Origin of the sequence: Pseudomonas sp. 18.1.10 (assembly GCF_024655625.1) — a bacterium.
Lineage (GTDB): Bacteria > Pseudomonadota > Gammaproteobacteria > Pseudomonadales > Pseudomonadaceae > Aquipseudomonas.
In genome coordinates this window covers 1-16,923 of sequence record NZ_JANLGL010000135.1, presented here as the reverse complement: position 1 = coordinate 16,923, position 16,923 = coordinate 1, and the positions used below count along the sequence as shown (strand labels likewise).

Annotated in this window: 11 protein-coding genes; 4 read left to right on the top strand and 7 right to left on the bottom strand. The window is 63.0% G+C overall.

Translation table 11 applies throughout. The annotated features are described in order from the left end of the window. Positions 1-60: 60 nt before the first annotated feature. The 7 genes from NUV89_RS20400 to NUV89_RS20370 form a co-directional block, all read right to left on the bottom strand. Positions 61-2,559 (bottom strand): fimbria/pilus outer membrane usher protein, encoded by a 2,499-nt coding sequence (locus NUV89_RS20400; RefSeq protein WP_257782726.1) that lies wholly within the window; start codon positions 2,557-2,559, stop codon positions 61-63. An 85-nt stretch (positions 2,560-2,644) separates the two neighbouring features. Continuing rightward, the gene (locus NUV89_RS20395) at positions 2,645-3,388 is read right to left on the bottom strand and encodes a molecular chaperone (RefSeq protein WP_257782725.1); all 744 of its coding nucleotides are present in this window, start codon (positions 3,386-3,388) and stop codon (positions 2,645-2,647) included. Positions 3,389-3,459: 71 nt separating this feature from the next. Further along, on the bottom strand, positions 3,460-4,047 hold the full coding sequence (locus NUV89_RS20390; protein WP_257782724.1) for a fimbrial protein: 588 nt from the start codon (positions 4,045-4,047) through the stop codon (positions 3,460-3,462). Positions 4,048-4,145: 98 nt separating this feature from the next. Next, positions 4,146-4,793 (bottom strand): response regulator, encoded by a 648-nt coding sequence (locus NUV89_RS20385; protein WP_257782723.1) that lies wholly within the window; start codon positions 4,791-4,793, stop codon positions 4,146-4,148. 21 nt (positions 4,794-4,814) lie between these two features. After that, positions 4,815-7,973 carry a hybrid sensor histidine kinase/response regulator gene (locus NUV89_RS20380; RefSeq protein WP_257782722.1) on the bottom strand — a complete coding sequence of 1,053 codons (3,159 nt, stop codon included), beginning with the start codon at positions 7,971-7,973 and terminating at the stop codon, positions 4,815-4,817. A gap of 68 nt (positions 7,974-8,041) precedes the next feature. After that, entirely contained in the window at positions 8,042-9,229 is a 1,188-nt protein-coding gene (locus NUV89_RS20375; RefSeq protein ID WP_257782721.1) for an EAL domain-containing protein, read from the bottom strand. Next, positions 9,216-12,017: an ATP-binding protein gene (locus NUV89_RS20370; RefSeq protein WP_257782720.1), complete on the bottom strand. Its 2,802-nt coding sequence runs from the start codon at positions 12,015-12,017 to the stop codon at positions 9,216-9,218. Before NUV89_RS20370 ends, NUV89_RS20375 begins: the two co-directional genes overlap by 14 nt. 163 nt (positions 12,018-12,180) lie before the next feature. On the opposite strand from NUV89_RS20370, the gene NUV89_RS20365 reads away from it, so the two are divergent. The 4 genes from NUV89_RS20365 to NUV89_RS20350 are packed head-to-tail and all read left to right on the top strand — an operon-like array spanning position 12,181 to position 16,840. Then, positions 12,181-12,654, top strand: coding sequence for a MarR family winged helix-turn-helix transcriptional regulator (locus tag NUV89_RS20365; protein ID WP_017734195.1), 474 nt, complete (start codon positions 12,181-12,183; stop codon positions 12,652-12,654). Next, positions 12,651-14,102 carry an efflux transporter outer membrane subunit gene (locus NUV89_RS20360; protein ID WP_257782719.1) on the top strand — a complete coding sequence of 484 codons (1,452 nt, stop codon included), beginning with the start codon at positions 12,651-12,653 and terminating at the stop codon, positions 14,100-14,102. The genes NUV89_RS20365 and NUV89_RS20360 overlap by 4 nt, the downstream gene beginning before the upstream one ends. A 15-nt stretch (positions 14,103-14,117) precedes the next feature. After that, entirely contained in the window at positions 14,118-15,311 is a 1,194-nt protein-coding gene (locus NUV89_RS20355) for an efflux RND transporter periplasmic adaptor subunit (RefSeq protein WP_257782718.1), read from the top strand. Continuing rightward, a complete protein-coding gene (locus NUV89_RS20350) occupies positions 15,311-16,840 on the top strand; it encodes a DHA2 family efflux MFS transporter permease subunit (RefSeq protein ID WP_257782717.1) in 1,530 nt (509 codons plus the stop codon). The genes NUV89_RS20355 and NUV89_RS20350 overlap by 1 nt, the downstream gene beginning before the upstream one ends. The last annotated feature ends 83 nt before the right edge of the window (positions 16,841-16,923 follow it).

The window sequence follows — 16,923 nt, the reverse complement described above, 5'->3', positions numbered from 1 at the left end:
CGTGAACCTTAATCGGTGTCCAAGATTACTTGACCAGTTCAAGCCCGCTCCCACATTTAGTTATTGGTGTTCCTGAAATGGTGGGGCGCACCTCAAGTCCACCCGCTCATAGTTCAACGCCTTGTTGCGTTCCCCCAACGCATACGACGCCTGGCACTGCTGCTCACCCCACTTGATCACCAACGTACCTGCATCCTGCTCAACCAAGGCCAGCGCCTTGCCGTTGGGATCGGAAATGGCCATCTGCTTGCCCGCACTGTCTTCCAGCGAAGCACCAAACGGAATCGGCTGCTGCTTGGCATCGAACAGCGCGAACTGCACGCGGCGCCCGGTCTTGCTGACATAGCGCGCCAGCACCACGGCACCGCGTCGCGGCACCACTTGTTGGGTGGCGTTGTCGATCTCGATGTCGGCGCCCAGGTCGCGGGTGTCGAGGCTGATCCAGTTGACCCGGTAGGGTTGCGCATTGGGCACCACCGCATAGCCATTGCTGCCGGTCTTGGCCCCGGAGAAACTGCCGATGTTCACCCCGGTCACGCCTTCGACTTGCGCCAGCGCAAAGGTCTCGCCCACGGTTTGCCCGAGGTTGATCCCGCCAGCGTGGCCGACCACCGAGCCGGCGACATTCAGGCTCTGCGAATTGTAGCCACGGCCCTGGCTGTAACTGGCACTGACATCCATCACCGAAGTGCGCGTGCTGAGGTTGGCCGAGCCGGTGCTGCCGCCGGTGCTGCTGTTGCCGCCTTGCAGCGAGTAATAGGTGTCGCTGTCGTCGGTCAGGTAGCCGTTGACGCCCACTTGGGTGGTGTCGTTGTTTTTCTGCGTGCTGGAAGAGACAAACGCCCTCGGTGCGCGCGGGGTCGAGCCGAGCGGAAACGACAGCGACAGGTTGACCAGGGTGTCATTGTTCGACGGCCCGGCGTTGCCCACATCCTTGGAGTAGGTGGCGCCGAAGTTGTAGCTCACCTGACCCCAATAGTTGCTGTAGCCCGCCGACAGGCTTTGCGAACCGCCACGGCTCCAGTAGCGCTGGTCGCTGGCATTCATATAGACGCTGCCGTATTGCTGGTTGCGGCCAAGGCTCTGGTTGACGGTGAGGTCGGTGCGGGTTTTCGAGTTGCCGGTACGCCGTTGGCCGTCGCTGCTCAGTTCCTCGACGTGCTCGGTGAGGGTGCGATAGCCCTCGGTGGAATAGCGGTAGGCCGCGAGGGTGAAGCTGGTGTCGGTGCCGGTAAAGGTCTTGGCATATAAGGCGCGCAGGCTGTTGCCGGTGACGGCCTGGCCGAAGGTGCGGCTGGCGGAGTGAGTCATGTCCAGCGACACGGCGCCGATCGGCGTGTTGCGCCCGACACCCACGGACATCGCCTTGAAGTCCTCGCTGGCCTGCACGCCGACGATGCCGGACAAGTTGCTGCTGATGCCGTAGGCCAGGGTGCTGCTGACAAACTGCGGCGACTGTTGCCCGTCGCTGTTGCTGTTGTATTGGCCGGCCGACAGGCTGTATTTGAGTTGGCCTTCGCGCACCATGATCGGCAGGCTGGAAAACGCCTGCACTGTGACCCGGCGGCTGCCATCGGCTTCGATCACGGTGATTTCCAGGTCGCCGTTGGAGCCGCTGGGGTAGATGTCGCTGATCTCGAACGGGCCGGGCGGCACGTTGGCGGTGTAGAGGATGTAGTTGTTCTGGCGGATCTCCACGGTGGCGCTGGTTTGCGCGATTCCGCGGATGATCGGCGCATAGCCGCGTTCGCTGTCGGCACGCATGCCGTCGTCGGAGCCCAGCTTGACCCCGCGATAGCGCACGCTGTCGAACAGGTCGGTATCGGAGAAAATATCCCCGGCGCTGAACTGGCCCTTCAACGCGGTCACGTCGTGTTGCACGTAGCTGCGGTTGCTCTTGAACGTGCTCGGGCGGTCGGTGCTGCTGTTGAAGTTCGACTCGTTGCGCAAGCGCCAGCCGCCCAGGTTGATGCCGTTGCGCAGGCCGAGGTTGTTGGACAGGGTGTTTTGCCCCTCGGTGCTGTTGCGGTTGCTGCTCAACTGGTAGTTGATAAACGCCGCCGACACGCCGGCATCCCACAGCGCCGGGTCCACGTAGCCACGGCGGCCACGCTCCATGGCACTCTGCGGCACACTCACCAACAGGCGCAGGCGCGGCACGTCGTAGCGCATGGTGGCACCCGGGATCAGCGCGGGCAGGTCGAGGCAGGCATTCGGGTCGCTGCCTTCGAGTTTGCCGCTGGCCTGTAGCTTGGCGATATCGACGCCCAGTTGTTGGACCATGTCCAGGGTCAGGCAGGCCTCGATCTTGCCGCTGCCGGGGTTGCGCCGGAAGTCGATATCGCGGCGGCCCACCAGGGTTTCGTTGCCATACAAGTCCACCCGGTAGTTACCGGGTAGTACGTTGCTGCTGGCGAGCAAGGATTGCAGATCGACCGAGGAGGCCGCGCCTTGCAAAAAGGAAGTATTGAACTGTTCATCGCCTTCGGCCTGGCACGCTGTGCTGAAACCCAGGGCAACCAGCAGCGGCGACCATCCATTGCGCTTGATTAAAAACATGCAGGAACCCTATATCACCTCCGATACGAACTAACGGAGCGAAGAGAAATACAGTGAAAGTGCGCTTGCCAGAATGGCAGACGGGTTATGGCGATTCTTTATTCAAGCTGGCGCGGCTGTCGGCGCTGTTTGAAAGGTGTGCGGTATAGCGGTCTTGGGCGCCATAGTCATTAATGCTGCTGAATAACAACGTGGGCGAACTGTCCCGGCCAAGTTGCTTGAGGCTGAACTCATTTTGTTCGCCGGGCGCGATCATCATCGAATCAAACGGGTGTTCTTTGATGCCGCCGGCTTGCAGGGTGATTTCGGCAATCGACACGTGATACAGGCCCGGGTTGGTTACCACCAGCACCGGCTTGCCGGCACGTTCGGCCAGGCTCCACATCAATTCGGTCGGCGCCAGGTAAGCCTCGCTCTGCAGGCCCGCAGGGCGGAAGAACACTTTGATGCGCTGGCGCACGGCAAGCTGCAAGGTGTTCTGCACTTTCGACGCCTGGGGGATTTCCTGCACATTGAGCCACACCACCGATTCACGGTCGGAGGGCATGCCTGCGCCTTCGTAGATGACCCGCAACAGTTGTTGCTCCACGCCATTGACCCGCGCCAGGGGCGGGGTGACGGCGAACGGTGCATTCGGGGTGTTGTCGGTGTCGACCCAGGACTGGATCAGCACCGCTTCGCCGTTGTTGCGCACGGTGATACCGGCTTCCTTGTGGCTGCCGTCAAAGATCAGGCGTGTGCTGCTCAATGAAATACCGGCCGTGGCCTGGCTGGCCGCGAGCAGGCCCAACAGGCCCATGCAAAGGGACAGTGAGTGACGTTTAAACATGATAACTACCGCGCTGTTTGATGAAAGTGCAGGGCCGCAAGGCCCTGCACTGCGCCTGGGGTTCGCGCGGTTTATTCGTATTGCAGGGTGAACGGCAGGGTCGCGTCGCCACGGCCGGCTACAGCCGTTGCGGCATCAGCGGTGGTGACGTAGGCAGCCGAGAATTTCAGCGTGGTGTTGCTGTCTTGCAGGGTGTTTTCGATCTTCGCGGTGGCAGGCGTGCTCAGGTCGATGAGCGCGCCATTGGCGTCTAGCAGGGCGATACCGACGTTCTTGGCGGCGCCCAGGCCGTCGATCAGTTTCAGTACCTTGGTGCCGGTCACAACGCCCGAGCCTGCGCCTTTGGTCGGTTCGAACAGCATCGCCACTTTGGTGCCGGCGTTGCAGCTGATCTTCATGTCGAAGTTCTCGGAGCTCAGGGTGCCGCTGCCTTTGGGTGCGGTGGCGGTGCCCATGTCTTTGATCGACACTTCGCCCATGTTGACCGAGATGGTTTTGTTCAGGCCGACGCCTTCAACGGAGCAAGCATCGTTGTTGATGGAGCCGGTGAAGTTGATGGTGCCGCTACCGGCCTTGGTCGGTGTGCCAGGTTCGGCGGCGAACGCATGGCCAGCGGCGAAGATCGACAGGGCCATCAGTGTCCGAGAAAGCTGTTTCATGTTGTTTTTCCATACAGGGAGTTGAAACAACACGATATAGCGCGGGTGTTTAGTTGGACATAAGACGATCCTTAGAAGCTAAAGTGTTTGAATAAGTGCTAGTTGAACAAGTTGCGCTCGATGCAATAAGCCAATAAGTCACGGTCGCTACTAACTTCCAACTTGCGCATCGCCGCGACTTTCTGGGTGCTGATGGTCTTGGCACTTCGGTTCAAGTTTCGGGCGATCTCATTGGCACTTTGCCCGCCCACGAATAAACGCAGGATTTCATGTTCCTTGGGCGACAACCGGGTAAAGCGTTCATTCAAGTCCGCGCTCGACTCGATCACCGACGTCGGCGCCGGCCCGCTGTTGCGAATCGGGTTGCCCCGGGCAATGGCCTTGAGCGCTGCCTGGATCTCGTCGTGCAACTGGTGCTTCTGGATCACCGCCAATACCCCGAGTTCTTGCAGGCGCGTCAGGATCAACGGGTTGGAGATCATGGTCAGCACCAGCACCCGCACCTGGGGGAAGTGCCGTGTCAGGTACTCCACCAGTTTCAGGCCGTCACCGTAGGGTGAATCGCCGGGCATGTTGAAGTCGGTGATGACCAGGTCCACGCGGGTGGATTCCAGCAGGCTGATTAAAGCGTTGGAGCACACGGCCTCTCCGACCACGCGAAAGCGCTCGTTACGCTCGATCAGCTCCCTGACCCCGACCAGTACGATGGGGTGATCGTCGGCAATAACTACGTTGAGGATTTCCATGGGTGTTTATCCAGAGTGAAATTATTCGAGGGCATCGAGTAGAGCATTCAGTTGAGCCAGGTTCTGCCGGACCTCGAGGGCCAAGGCAGGGGTGATGGCCATGCCGGTCAAGCGGCACTCCAGCTCGACAAACGCAGTGGCCATGCCAGCCGCCTGCACCGCGCCCAGGGCGCCGGCCATGCTGTGCAGTTGCTGGGCCACGGCGTTGGCATCGTTCCGGTTCATCGCCGCCAGGGTGGCGTGGACGTCCTGGCGCAGCGTGCTGACAAACAACTCACGCATTTTCGGCGACAGCTGTGGCAGTTCGACGGGCGCCGGCAGGGCGACCTGGCACTGTTGCTCCAACTGCGCGCGCAAGGTGGCCAGGTTCAGCGGCTTGACCATCCAGGCGTTCATGCCGACGGCGGCGCAGCGCTCGCCTTCTTCGCGCAGGGCGTTGGCGGTGATGCCGATAATCGGCAGCTGGGCGTCTTGCTGGCGCAGGGCTTCGGTCAATTGGTAGCCGTTCATCACGGGCATGTTGACGTCGGTGAGGACCAGGTCAAACCGTCCCGGCAGCCATTGGGCCAGCGCCTGTTCGCCGTTGGCGGTGAGCGTCACCGCGCAGCCCAGGGCTTCCAGTTGCTCCTTGATGATCGCCGCGTTGATCGCGTTGTCTTCGGCCACCAGCACGTGCAGGTTCAGGTCGTGGCGCGTGGCCGCCGGGGCGGGGCGGCTGGCGTTGGCACCTGGCTGCGCCAGGTCAATCGCCCAGGCAATGGCACGGATGTCATGGGCATCGACGGCCCAATCTGCACCCGTGGGTTGTGCGGGGTTCGGCCCGCCGGGTTCGGCGATGAGCCGGGGGCCTGGCCAGGCGGGGCTGTTGGCGGTGGGCAGCAGGTCCACCAGCAACGCCGAGGCGGGCGCGGGTTCAGCCGTCACGAGGCGGCTGTCGAGGCCGAGGCGGTTGAGCCAGCCGGTGACGTGCTGCGCCAGTTCGGCGATCGGGGCGCGTACGTAGACGGCGGGTGTGCCCGGGCTGAACGCGGGGCAATCGGCCAGGGCGCCCGGTAGCGCTTCCAGCGCGAGTTGCAGGGTGAAGCTGCTGCCCAGCCCGGGTTCGCTGACCAGGTTCAGCTGGCCGTGCATCAACTCACACAACCATTTGCAGATCGCCAGGCCCAACCCGGCGCCGGCCTGGCTGGTGGCATCGTTGACCTGATAGAACGGGTCGAACAGTTGTTGCTGTTGTTCCTGGGAAATGCCGACGCCCGAGTCACTCACCTGCCACTGTACCTGCACCAGGCCGTCCACTGGTTCCGCCACCCTTACGCGCAGCACCACGCGGCCGTAATCGGTGAACTTGATCGCGTTGCTCAACAGGTTGTTGAGGATCTGGCGAATGCGCAGCGGGTCGCCGCGCAACTGGTTGGGCAGCGCCGGGTCGATGCAGGCATACAGTTGCAGGCCCTTGGCCTGGGCAAAGGCGCTGTAGGTGCGCACGCTGTCTTCGGTCAGCTCCAGCGGGCAGAAGTCCTGGCATTCAAGGGTCATCTGCCCGGCCTCGATCTTCGACACATCCAGCACGTCGCTAATCAGTTGAAACAAGGTGGCCGAGGAGCGCTGGATGGTGTGCAGGTAATCCTGCTGGCGCGGGGCGAGTGGGGTGAGGCCGAGCAATTCCAGGGTGCCCAGTACGCCGTACAGCGGGGTGCGGATTTCATGGCTCATGGTCGCGAGGAAGCGGCTCTTGGCCTGGTTCGCCGAGTCGGCGGCGTGGCGCGCGTCTTCCAGGGCGGCGGCGTCTTCCACATGCCGGGTCACATCATGCAGCGCACACAGCCAGGCATCCTGGCCCTGGTAACGGGTGGGCACGAAGGCCACGTGCAGGTGGCAGCCGGCGATCTCCAGGTGCGCCTGGCCAGGTTGGGTGGGCGGCTGTTGCTGGAGCAAGTCGATCAGTTGGTGGGTGTCGTGCCACTGTTGGGCACGTCGGTTCTCCAGGAGCACGCGGTGATCGTTGCGGCGGATCACGCACAGGCCGGTGGGCGCGGTGTCGATCACCGCGCGGCTGAACGCTTCGCTCTCGGCGATGCTGGCGTGTGCTTGCTGGGCGGGCAGCACCACTTCGCTGGTGTACCAGCGGTTGACCACGCGGCTGCCGGCAAGCGCCGCCAGCACCAGGGCCACCAGGCACAGCAAGGGCCATAGGGCGAAGTCGAGGAAGCTCGCGATACTGATGACGTAGATCGCCGTCCAGTGCTGCGCGCCGGCGCTGATGAGCTTGAACACCAGGCCGTCGCGGGTGAAGTTGACCCCTTCATGCAGCACCTGGCCAGGCTTGAGGGTGCCCGTCAGGACCGCGCCGGCAGGGGTTATCAAGGTGAAATCATCGTAGATCGACCATTGCATCAACCGCTCGATATTGTTGACTTGCGCCAGTTTCAGCAGCGAAGCCACGACCACCCAGGTATTGGCGCCCTCGATGCTCAGGGCGGTCGACGCCAGGTCGATATCGACGTAGGCCAACAGGGTCGGTGCGCCTTTGTCGTCTGTGTAGGGTTGCCACTGCACCTGATGTTCGTTCTGCGGGGTGTTCTGTGCGTGCAGTTGCGCGTTCAGTCGGGTCATGGCCTCGACCAGCGCGCCGATTTCGTTCTGCCCCGCGCCACGCAAGCGCCCGGCGGCGGGCACGGTCACGTCGTAGTTGTCCGGGCCATTGAGCAGGACCACCTGGGGCGCCTGATAGTGCGACGCGGCCCAGAACGCGCTGTAGTAGGCCGAGAGGTAGGTGCCGAGGGCGAAGACCTTGGGGTATTGCTCGGCGGCGATCTTGTCCGGGTTGATCTTCAGGCTGTAGGGCAGGGAGAACGGCAGCCCGCGCCCTTCAAAGATATTCGGCCCGGCCTCGGGCAGCGGCTTCTGCACATAGGGCGGCAGCATGGCCGAGGGGTTGAGTGTGTCCTTGACGCTTTCCCGCGAGATGTTCTGCAGGAAATCTTCCTGCTCCTGGATATTTTCCATCAGCCGGGCGAAGTGGAACTGGAAGGTGTCGTGCTGTTCGTCGATCACACGCTGCACCCCCAGGTAACTGATGCCCAGCAACAGCAGGACCAGGGCGCCGAGCACCATCAGGCCTTTGTTCAGGCGCAACGAACTGCGCGCCAGCTTCTCCAGGAAGGCGTTGGGATGGGGCATTAGAAGGGACAGCCTTTGGACACAATGACCTCGGTGGCAAGCGACGTACGTCAACAGCCGGCTGCGGGTCAATACACGTTCGCCGGCCCGTCGTGGGTCAGCAATTGCTGGAATTGATCCGAAGACACGGCGTGAGAGATCAGGAAACCCTGGACCTGAGTGCAGTCGATCTTACGCAACAGCGCAAGTTCTTGCGCAGTTTCCACACCTTCGGCCACCACCGTCAGGCCCAATTGGCGCCCCAGGCTGACAATACTGGTGAGCGCCTGGGCCATTTCTTCGTTGGCGTTGCAGCCCTGCACCAGCGCGCGGTCGATCTTCAATTCGGTAAACGGCGCCGACACCAGGTTCATGTACGAACTGTAGCCCTTGCCGAAATCGTCCTGGGACAGGCCAAAGCCCTTGATGCGCAAACGGCAGGCGCCGGCGTAGAAGTTGCTGATGTCGTCGGGCACCGAGCATTCCATCAGTTCGAAGCAGATCCGCGCGGGCAGGCCCTCATGCGCGTGGACGAAGGCGAGGATGCGGTCCGGCAGGTCATGGCTGTTGAGCAGGTGGGTGGGCAGGTTGACCGAGACCGGGATGTCATAGCCCTCTTGGCGCCACGTGGCTTGGGCGGCGATGGCCTGTTCCAGTATCCGCCAGAGCAGGCGTTCTTCCAGGTTGAAGGCGATTAGCGCGGGCAGGAACAGGCCTGGCAGCAGCGTGCCGTGCTCGGGATGAATCCAGCGCACCAGCGCTTCGGCGGCGACGATACGGCCATTGTTCAGGGCTTTCTTGGGTTGGAACCACGCTTGCAGCTCGCCGTTATCCAAGGCGTTCAACAGGCTCTGGCGATCAATGCCGGGTTGGGTTTCGGCCGGTGCGGTGTGGCGCAGCGCCTGCAATTGGTCGATCAGGCAGCGCAGGGCAGCGGCATTCACCGGTTTGGAAATCAACCCGATGACCTTCACTTGCAGGTTGCTCGCCACCAGGCTGGCGCCCATCAGCATGCGCCGGGAGGCGGCGCTCATGATCGCCAGCGCCGGTCGCGAGGGTTGCGCGGCCAGGCCCTGGATAAACTGCACGCCGTCCATGCCCGGCATCAGCAGGTCGGTGAGCACCAGGTCATAGTCGCGCTTTTTCAGGCAGGCCAAGGCTTCTTCGCCGTCCTTGGCGCACTCCAGGTGAAAATCCCCCAGCTCGTTGAACAGGTTTTGCAAATACAGGTGTTGGAAGGGATGGTCTTCGACAATCAGGATGCTACAGGGCTTCATAAACGACTCGTTCGTAGGGAGCCAGGGCACTGAACAAGGCTCGCAGCGTAAAAGGTTTGACCAGGCACTGGTTCATGCCAGCCGCCAGGCACAAGGCGTCCTCACCGCGCAGGGCGTTGGCGGTGGCGCCGATGATCGGGGTGGTGCAACCCAGGTTGCGCAGGGCTTCGGCCAGTTCGTAGCCGTTGAGCCTGGGCATGTTGACGTCGGTGAGCACGATGTCGAAGGCGCCGTCGTGCCAGCGTGACAGGGCTTCTTCACCATCGCTGCTCAAGACCACGGTGCAGCCCAGCTCTTCGAGTTGGTCGCGCAGAATCAGTTGGTTGATGACGTTGTCTTCGGCCACCAGGATGTGCAGGTGCAACGGGCGCAGGTCGCGTAGGTCGCCTGACGCCGACGGCAGGGCCACCTGGCCGCCCTGGGCTTGGTGAACCGCCTGGTGGATGGCTTGCAGATCATTGAGGTTGACCTTCCAGCCGCCGCCCGTGAACTGCGGTGCAAATGCACCCTCGCCGCTGGCGATAACCCGCGGCCCGTGCCAGGGCGCGCTGAAGGCGGATTCGATGGGGCCGGGATGCAGCTCCAGGAGCACGCCGTTGTCGGCCAGCGCCAGGCAGGACGGCACGCCGATCTGCGGCCGGGCGCCCCAGCGGCGCAGCCAGCCACAGGCGCTCTCGGCCAGTTCGCGCACCGGCGAGATCACGTAGACGATCTCTGCCGCCAACTCGTTCAGGTGCGCAGCCGTAGCACTGGCGCAGGGTTGCTCCAACGGCAGGGTCAGGGAAAAACTGCTGCCCAGGCCGGGCTCGCTGACCGTGCGCAGAGTGCCGTTCATCAAGTGGGTCAGGCGCAGGCAGATAGGCAGGCCGAGGCCGGTGCCCGCGACCACGTTGGTGTTGCCTTCGGTCTGGTAGAACGGCTCGAAGATCAACGCCTGGTCGGCCGGCGCAATGCCTTTGCCGGTGTCCGAGACTTGCCATTGCAGGCACACCCGCTCGCCTTCGCGGCTGAGCAGCTTGACCCGCAGCACCACGCGCCCGGAGTCGGTGAACTTGACGGCGTTGCTCAGCAGGTTGTTGAGGATCTGCCGCACGCGGCTGACGTCGCCGATCAGCCGTTCCGGCAAGTGTGGGTCGAGGCAGGCGTACAGTTGCAAACCCTTGCTGTGCGCGGCGGCGGCGTAGCCTTGTACCGCTTCCAGCACCAGGGCGGGCACGGAGAATTCGCTCAGCTCCAGGGCCAGTTGCCCGGCTTCGATCTTGGACACGTCCAGCACATCGCAGATCAATTGCAACAGGGTCGCGGAGGAACCTTCGATGGCCCGCAGGTAGCTTTTCTGTTGCGCGTCCAGGCGCGTGCGGGCCAGCAGTTCCAGGGTGCCGAGCACGCCGTAGAGCGGCGTGCGGATTTCATGGCTCATGGTCGCGAGGAACAGGGTCTTGGCTTCGTTGGCGGTGTCGGCGGCCTGGCGCGCCTGTTCCAGCGCCGCTTCGATCTGGGTGCGTGCGCTGATGTCGCTGAAGGCGCAGAGCAACACGTCTTCACCTTTGTAGCGCGTGGGTGCGCAACTCAGGTACAGATGGCGGCCATCGGCGGTCTCGAAGTAGTCCGTGAGGCACGGCGTGCAGGGGTCGAAAGCACCCTCGATCCAACCGGCGCCCAGTTGTTCGCTGCTCTGGCCGAGCCAGTGTTGGGCGAGGGTGTTTTCCAGCACCACCTGACCGTCGGTGCGGCGCAGCACGCAGAGGGCCACGGGGGCGGTCTGGATCACGTCGCGGCTGAACAGCTCGCTTTCCACCAGCGCCTGGATGCGATGGATCGCGGGTTTGATAAAACGGTGCTCCAGGCGCCGGGTCAGCAGGCACACCAGGCTGATGCTCAGCAGGCAGAACAGCAGCGCACCGCTGATTTGCGGCCACAAGGCCCACAGCACTGCGCGCAGGTCGATGGAGTAGGTGAGTTGCCAGTCCGAGGATTTCAGCTGTTTGCGCAACACCAATTGCTCGGGCAACCAGCCGCTGCCGACAAAGCCGAAGAAGTCCTGTTGCCGCAGCAGCGGCAGGTTTTGCCCGGGCGGGGGGTTGTGGCTGTTGGTGAACAGCGGCATGCCCTGGGCGTTGAACATGGTGAACTCACCGGCGCTGTGGTCGTTGAGGGCATTGGAGACTTCGCGGTCGTCCATTTCCAGGCCGAGCCAGCCGGACTGCGGGTCGCGCTCGTCCAGGCGAATGAAGATGTACAGCTGCGAATGCCCGTCGCTGGCGTGGGTCAGCCACAGTTCGCGCAAGGCGTCCTGATGCTTGAGGGCTTGCAGTTGGCCGAGCATCGCCGGGGGGAAATCGGCGGCCGCCGGGGTGGTGTCGTACAGCCGCGACACCTGGGCGGCGCTGCTGACATAGAGCAGGTTGAGCTGCTTGTCCCGCAAATAATCGCGCATGCGCTGGGTCAGCCAGATGCTCCATTGCCGGCCCGGCGTTTGCCCCAGCAGCAGGCGGATTTCTTCATCGGAGACCGGCAGGCCCGATTCGGCCTCTCGTGTGGCCGACAGGCTGAGGCTCTCCAGCAGCGCCTCGCGGGTGGTGAAAAACGTATGCGCCTCGGCGATGGCGCTGCTCATGTAGCTGCGCCGCTGGGAGACTTCGTTGTTGAAGGTAAACAGCAAAAAGCTGTACACGCCGCCGAGAATGCCCACCAGCAGCACCAGGGCAAACACACGCAAGAGGCGGCGTGCGGCATAGGGCGTGGAAAGGACCGGACTGATTTGATGGAGGACATTCTTTAATCGCATCCCGGCACTGTAGGGACGGGGGGAGGTAGGAGAAATCAGACGATCCTTAGAACCGTCCCGCGGAATTACCAAGCAAGCTAATTATTCCATTTGACATTCGCTGCCTAAGCAGTAACATCTCGTCACACATTCACTGCTTAGGCAGTAATAAGGTGACTTCCCAATGAAACACTTCACCCCCGACAACTTCCACAACTGCCACCTCGGCCTGTTGCTGGGCCGCGCCGCACTGCTCAAAGACCGGATTATCGACACCCATATGGAGCCGTACGGCATCACCGCCGCGCAGTTCAAGGTGTTGGTCATCATGGCGCTGTACGGCATCGACACTCCGGCCGAGCTGTGCCGCCACCTGTCCCTGGACAGCGGCTCGATGACCCGCATGCTCGACCGCCTGGAGCAGAAGGGCTTGCTCGAACGCCAACGCTCGGCCCAGGACCGTCGCCAAGTGCAACTGGTGCTGACGGCCGAAGGCCAGAAACTTGCGGACACCTTGCCCCACGTTGGCACCGAAGCCCTGAACCAGTTGGCCGGCTCTCTGGAGCCCGGCGAACTGGCAGACCTGGAACGCATCCTCAAGAAAATTCTGATAGCCGCAGGTGACTCCATCACCCTGCTGCGGGTAGGTAAAGAATGAACACACGCGCCCTTTGCCTGGTGCTGGTGGCCATGAGCATGGCCGGTTGCGCCAACTTCAGCGGCCTCGACACCCAGGGCCAGCGCCTCGACACGAATACCCTGCAAGCCGGTAAATCCCTGAGCGGCGTGACGCTGTCGCCCGCCGCCTGGCCGAGCGCCGACTGGTGGAAAAGCCTTGGCGACCCACAACTCGACGGCCTGATCGCCGAGGCCCTGCAAAACAGCCCGGACATGCAAGTCGCCAGCGCCCGCGCCCATCAGGCCGAAGCCGCAGCGTTTGCCGCCGATGCCGCACGCATGCCGACCCTGGACGCCAGCGCCGGTGTGAGCCGCTCGCGCCTGGCCAAGGACAAAGATCCGCTGGGGCAGGGCGATGCCTACGCCACCGTGCGAAATATCGGCGCCAGCTTCAGTTACAACTTCGACCTGTGGGGTGGCCAGCGCGCCGCCTGGGAAGCCGCGCTGGGCCAGGCCCGCGCTGCCGAAGTCGACCAGCAGGCCGCACGCCTGACCCTGGCCGCCAACGTGGCCAAGGCCTACAGCGACCTGGGCCAGGCGCATATCGTGCGTGACCTGGCCAATGACGACCTCAAGCGCACCCGGCAGATGCTCGACCTCGGCAAGCGTCGCCTGAACTCGGGCATCGACAGCCAATACCAGTACCAGCAGACCGAAAGCCTGGAAGCCAGCTCGCAATCGCAATTGATCGACGCGGAAAAACAACTGGCCAGCGCCAAGATCGCCCTGGCGGTGTTGCTCGGCAAAGGCCCCGACCGTGGCGGCGAGTTGAGCCGCCCCAACGTGCTTAAACCAAGCGCCGTCGCCGTGCCGTCGGTACTGCCCGCCGAACTGCTCGGCCGACGCCCCGACCTGATCGCCGCGCGTTGGCGTGTCGAGGCCGCGAGCAAGAACATCGCCGCGAGCAAAACCCGCTTCTACCCCAACCTCAACCTGAGCGCGAGCGCCGGGGCCGAGTCGTTGCTGGGGGATGCGATGTTTGGTTCGGCCAGCCGTTTCTTCAGCATTGCGCCGACGATCTCCTTGCCGATCTTCGACGGCGGCCGTCTGCGCGCCGACCTCGATGCCCGCGACGCCGACTACGACCTGGCCGTGGCCCAGTACAACAAAACCCTGGTGCAAGCCTTGGGTGACATTGGCAACGCCATCACCCAGCTGCGCGACACCGGCCGGCAGATCCAGGCCCAGCAACACGCTGCCGACATCGCCCAGCAGTCCTACGACACCGGCGTGCAGCGCTACAGCTCGGGCATCGGCAACTACCTGGATGTGCTGAGCATCGAGCAGCAATTGCTGCAGGCCCAGCGCCAGTTGGCAACGCTCAACGCAGCGCAGATCGATCTGTCGATTCAATTGATGCAGGCCCTGGGTGGCGGGTTCAACGCCGCAAATGTGGCCGCGGCCACCCCAGCCACGCGTACGGAATAATTTGAGGTAATCGTCATGGCCACTGCCGACAGCAACACCGCAACAGCGCAAGACAACAACCCACGCAAACGCAAGGTCATGCTGATCGGCCTGGCGCTGATCGTCATCCTCGGCGTCGCCGGCGTATGGGCCTGGCACGAACTCTACGGGCGCTTCAGTGAAAGCACCGACGACGCCTACGTGAACGGCAACGTGGTGGAAATCACCCCGCTGGTCACCGGCACCGTGGTCAGCATCGGCGCCGATGATGGCGACCTGGTCCACGAAGGCCAGGTGCTGGTCAACTTCGACCCCAACGACGCCGCCGTCGGCCTGCAAAGTGCCGAGGCCAACCTGGCGCGCACGGTGCGCCAGGTGCGTGGTTTGTACAGCAACGTCGATGGCATGAAAGCCCAGGTCAACGCACAGAAAGCCGATGTGCAAACCGCCCAGGACAACTTCAACCGGCGTAAAACCCTGGCCCAGGGCGGGGCGATTTCCCAGGAAGAACTGTCCCACGCCCGTGACAGCCTGACGGCGGCAAAAAACGCGCTGACCAACCTTGAGCAGCAACTGAAAACCACCAATGCGCTGGTAGATGACACCGTGATCTCGTCCCATCCGGACGTGCAAGCCGCCGCCGCGCAATTGCGCCAGGCCTACCTGACCAATGCGCGCAGCACCTTGATTGCACCGGTCACCGGCTACGTGGCCAAGCGCACCGTGCAACTGGGCCAGCGCGTACAGCCAGGCACGGCGCTGATGGCGGTGATCCCGCTGAACCAGCTGTGGATCGACGCCAACTTCAAGGAAACCCAGCTGCGCGACATGCGCATCGGCCAGCCGGTGGACATCGAGTCGGACATCTACGGCAGCGACGTGAAGTTCAGCGGCACCATCGACAGCCTCGGCGCGGGCACCGGCAGTGCGTTTGCCCTGTTGCCGGCGCAGAACGCCACCGGTAACTGGATCAAGATCGTGCAGCGGGTGCCGGTGCGCATCCACATCAATGCCGAAGAATTGGCCAAGCATCCGCTGCGGGTGGGCTTGTCCACCGTGGTCAATGTGGACCTGCACGACCAGAGCGGCCCGGTGCTGGCGCAACAGGCGCCGCAAAAAGCCTCGTTCAGCACCACCGTGTATGACCGCCAACTCGCCGAAGCCGACGCCATGATTACCCAGTTGATCCATGACAACAGCCTCGCCGCGCCCAAGGCTGTGCAACGCTGATGAGCAATAACGCCTCCTTCACGCCACCCAGCCTGTTGATGGCCACTATTGGCCTGTCGCTGGCGACCTTTATGCAGGTGCTCGACACCACCATCGCCAACGTGGCCTTGCCGACGATTTCCGGCAACCTCGGCGTGAGTTCGGAGCAGGGCACCTGGGTCATCACCTCGTTTGCGGTGAGCAACGCCATCGCCTTGCCGCTCACCGGTTGGCTGAGCCGCCGGTTTGGCGAGGTGAAGCTGTTCCTCTGGGCGACGATCCTGTTTGTGCTGGCGTCGTTCCTCTGCGGTATTTCCACTTCAATGCCCGAGCTGATTGGTTTTCGGGTGCTGCAAGGCTTGGTCGCCGGGCCGTTGTACCCGATGACCCAGACGTTGCTGATCGCGGTCTACCCACCGGCCAGGCGCGGCATGGCCCTGGCGTTGCTGGCGATGGTCACGGTGGTGGCGCCGATTGCCGGGCCGATCCTCGGCGGCTGGATCACCGACAGCTACAGCTGGCCGTGGATCTTCTTTATCAACGTGCCCATCGGCATCTTTGCGGTGATGGTGGTGCGTTCGCAGTTGAAGAAACGCCCGGTGGTCACCAGCCACCAACCGATGGATTACGTCGGGCTGCTGAGCTTGATCGTCGGCGTGGGTGCGTTGCAGATCATCCTCGACAAGGGCAATGACCTGGACTGGTTCGAGTCCAACTTCATCATCATCGGTGCGGCGATTTCGGTGATTGCCCTGGCGGTGTTCATCATCTGGGAACTCACCGACAAGCACCCGGTGGTCAACCTGCGGTTGTTTGCCTACCGCAACTTTCGCATCGGCACCATTGTGTTGATCCTCGGTTATGCGGGCTTCTTTGGCATCAACCTGATCCTGCCGCAGTGGCTGCAAACCCAGATGGGCTACACCGCGACCTGGGCCGGCCTGGCGGTGGCGCCGATTGGCATCCTGCCGGTGTTGATGTCGCCGTTCGTGGGCAAGTACGCGCACAAGTTCGACCTGCGCTTGCTGGCGGGCCTGGCGTTCCTGGCGATTGGCTTGAGCTGCTTTATGCGCGCGGGCTTCACCAACCAGGTGGACTTCCAGCACATCGCCCTGGTGCAGCTGTTCATGGGCATCGGCGTGGCGCTGTTCTTTATGCCGACCTTGAGCATCCTGATGTCCGATTTGCCGCCGCACCAGATCGCCGACGGCGCTGGCCTGGCGACGTTCCTGCGGACCCTGGGCGGCAGCTTTGCGGCATCGCTGACCACCTGGATCTGGATTCGCCGGGCGGACCAGCATCATGCGTACATGAGCGAAAACATGACCACCTACGACTCGGCCACGCGCGATGCCTTACAGGCGCTCGGTGGGGCAGGGCAGAAGGCCTACACGCAGCTGGACCAGATCCTCACCAGCCAGGCGTACATGATGTCCACCGTGGATTACTTCACGTTGCTGGGGTGGATGTTCATGGGGTTGATGTTGCTGGTGTGGTTGGCGAAGCCGCCGTTTACGGCGAAGGCGGGGCCAGCGGCAAGCGGCCACTGATTCCGGGAGTGTGGAATACAATCCCATGTGGGAGCGGGCTTGCTCGCGAAGGCGGTGGTTCAGTCGATACATAAGTTGACTGA

Excerpts from the sequence above, each read along its gene's own strand:
- NUV89_RS20400 (WP_257782726.1), bottom strand. The coding sequence starts at position 2,559 with ATGTTTTTAATCAAGCGCAATGGATGGTCGCCGCTGCTGGTTGCCCTG.
- NUV89_RS20395 (WP_257782725.1), bottom strand. The coding sequence starts at position 3,388 with ATGTTTAAACGTCACTCACTGTCCCTTTGCATGGGCCTGTTGGGCCTG.
- NUV89_RS20390 (WP_257782724.1), bottom strand. The coding sequence starts at position 4,047 with ATGAAACAGCTTTCTCGGACACTGATGGCCCTGTCGATCTTCGCCGCT.
- NUV89_RS20385 (WP_257782723.1), bottom strand. The coding sequence starts at position 4,793 with ATGGAAATCCTCAACGTAGTTATTGCCGACGATCACCCCATCGTACTG.
- NUV89_RS20380 (WP_257782722.1), bottom strand. The coding sequence starts at position 7,973 with ATGCCCCATCCCAACGCCTTCCTGGAGAAGCTGGCGCGCAGTTCGTTG.
- NUV89_RS20375 (WP_257782721.1), bottom strand. The coding sequence starts at position 9,229 with ATGAAGCCCTGTAGCATCCTGATTGTCGAAGACCATCCCTTCCAACAC.
- NUV89_RS20370 (WP_257782720.1), bottom strand. The coding sequence starts at position 12,017 with ATGCGATTAAAGAATGTCCTCCATCAAATCAGTCCGGTCCTTTCCACG.
- NUV89_RS20365 (WP_017734195.1), top strand. The coding sequence starts at position 12,181 with ATGAAACACTTCACCCCCGACAACTTCCACAACTGCCACCTCGGCCTG.
- NUV89_RS20360 (WP_257782719.1), top strand. The coding sequence starts at position 12,651 with ATGAACACACGCGCCCTTTGCCTGGTGCTGGTGGCCATGAGCATGGCC.
- NUV89_RS20355 (WP_257782718.1), top strand. The coding sequence starts at position 14,118 with ATGGCCACTGCCGACAGCAACACCGCAACAGCGCAAGACAACAACCCA.
- NUV89_RS20350 (WP_257782717.1), top strand. The coding sequence starts at position 15,311 with ATGAGCAATAACGCCTCCTTCACGCCACCCAGCCTGTTGATGGCCACT.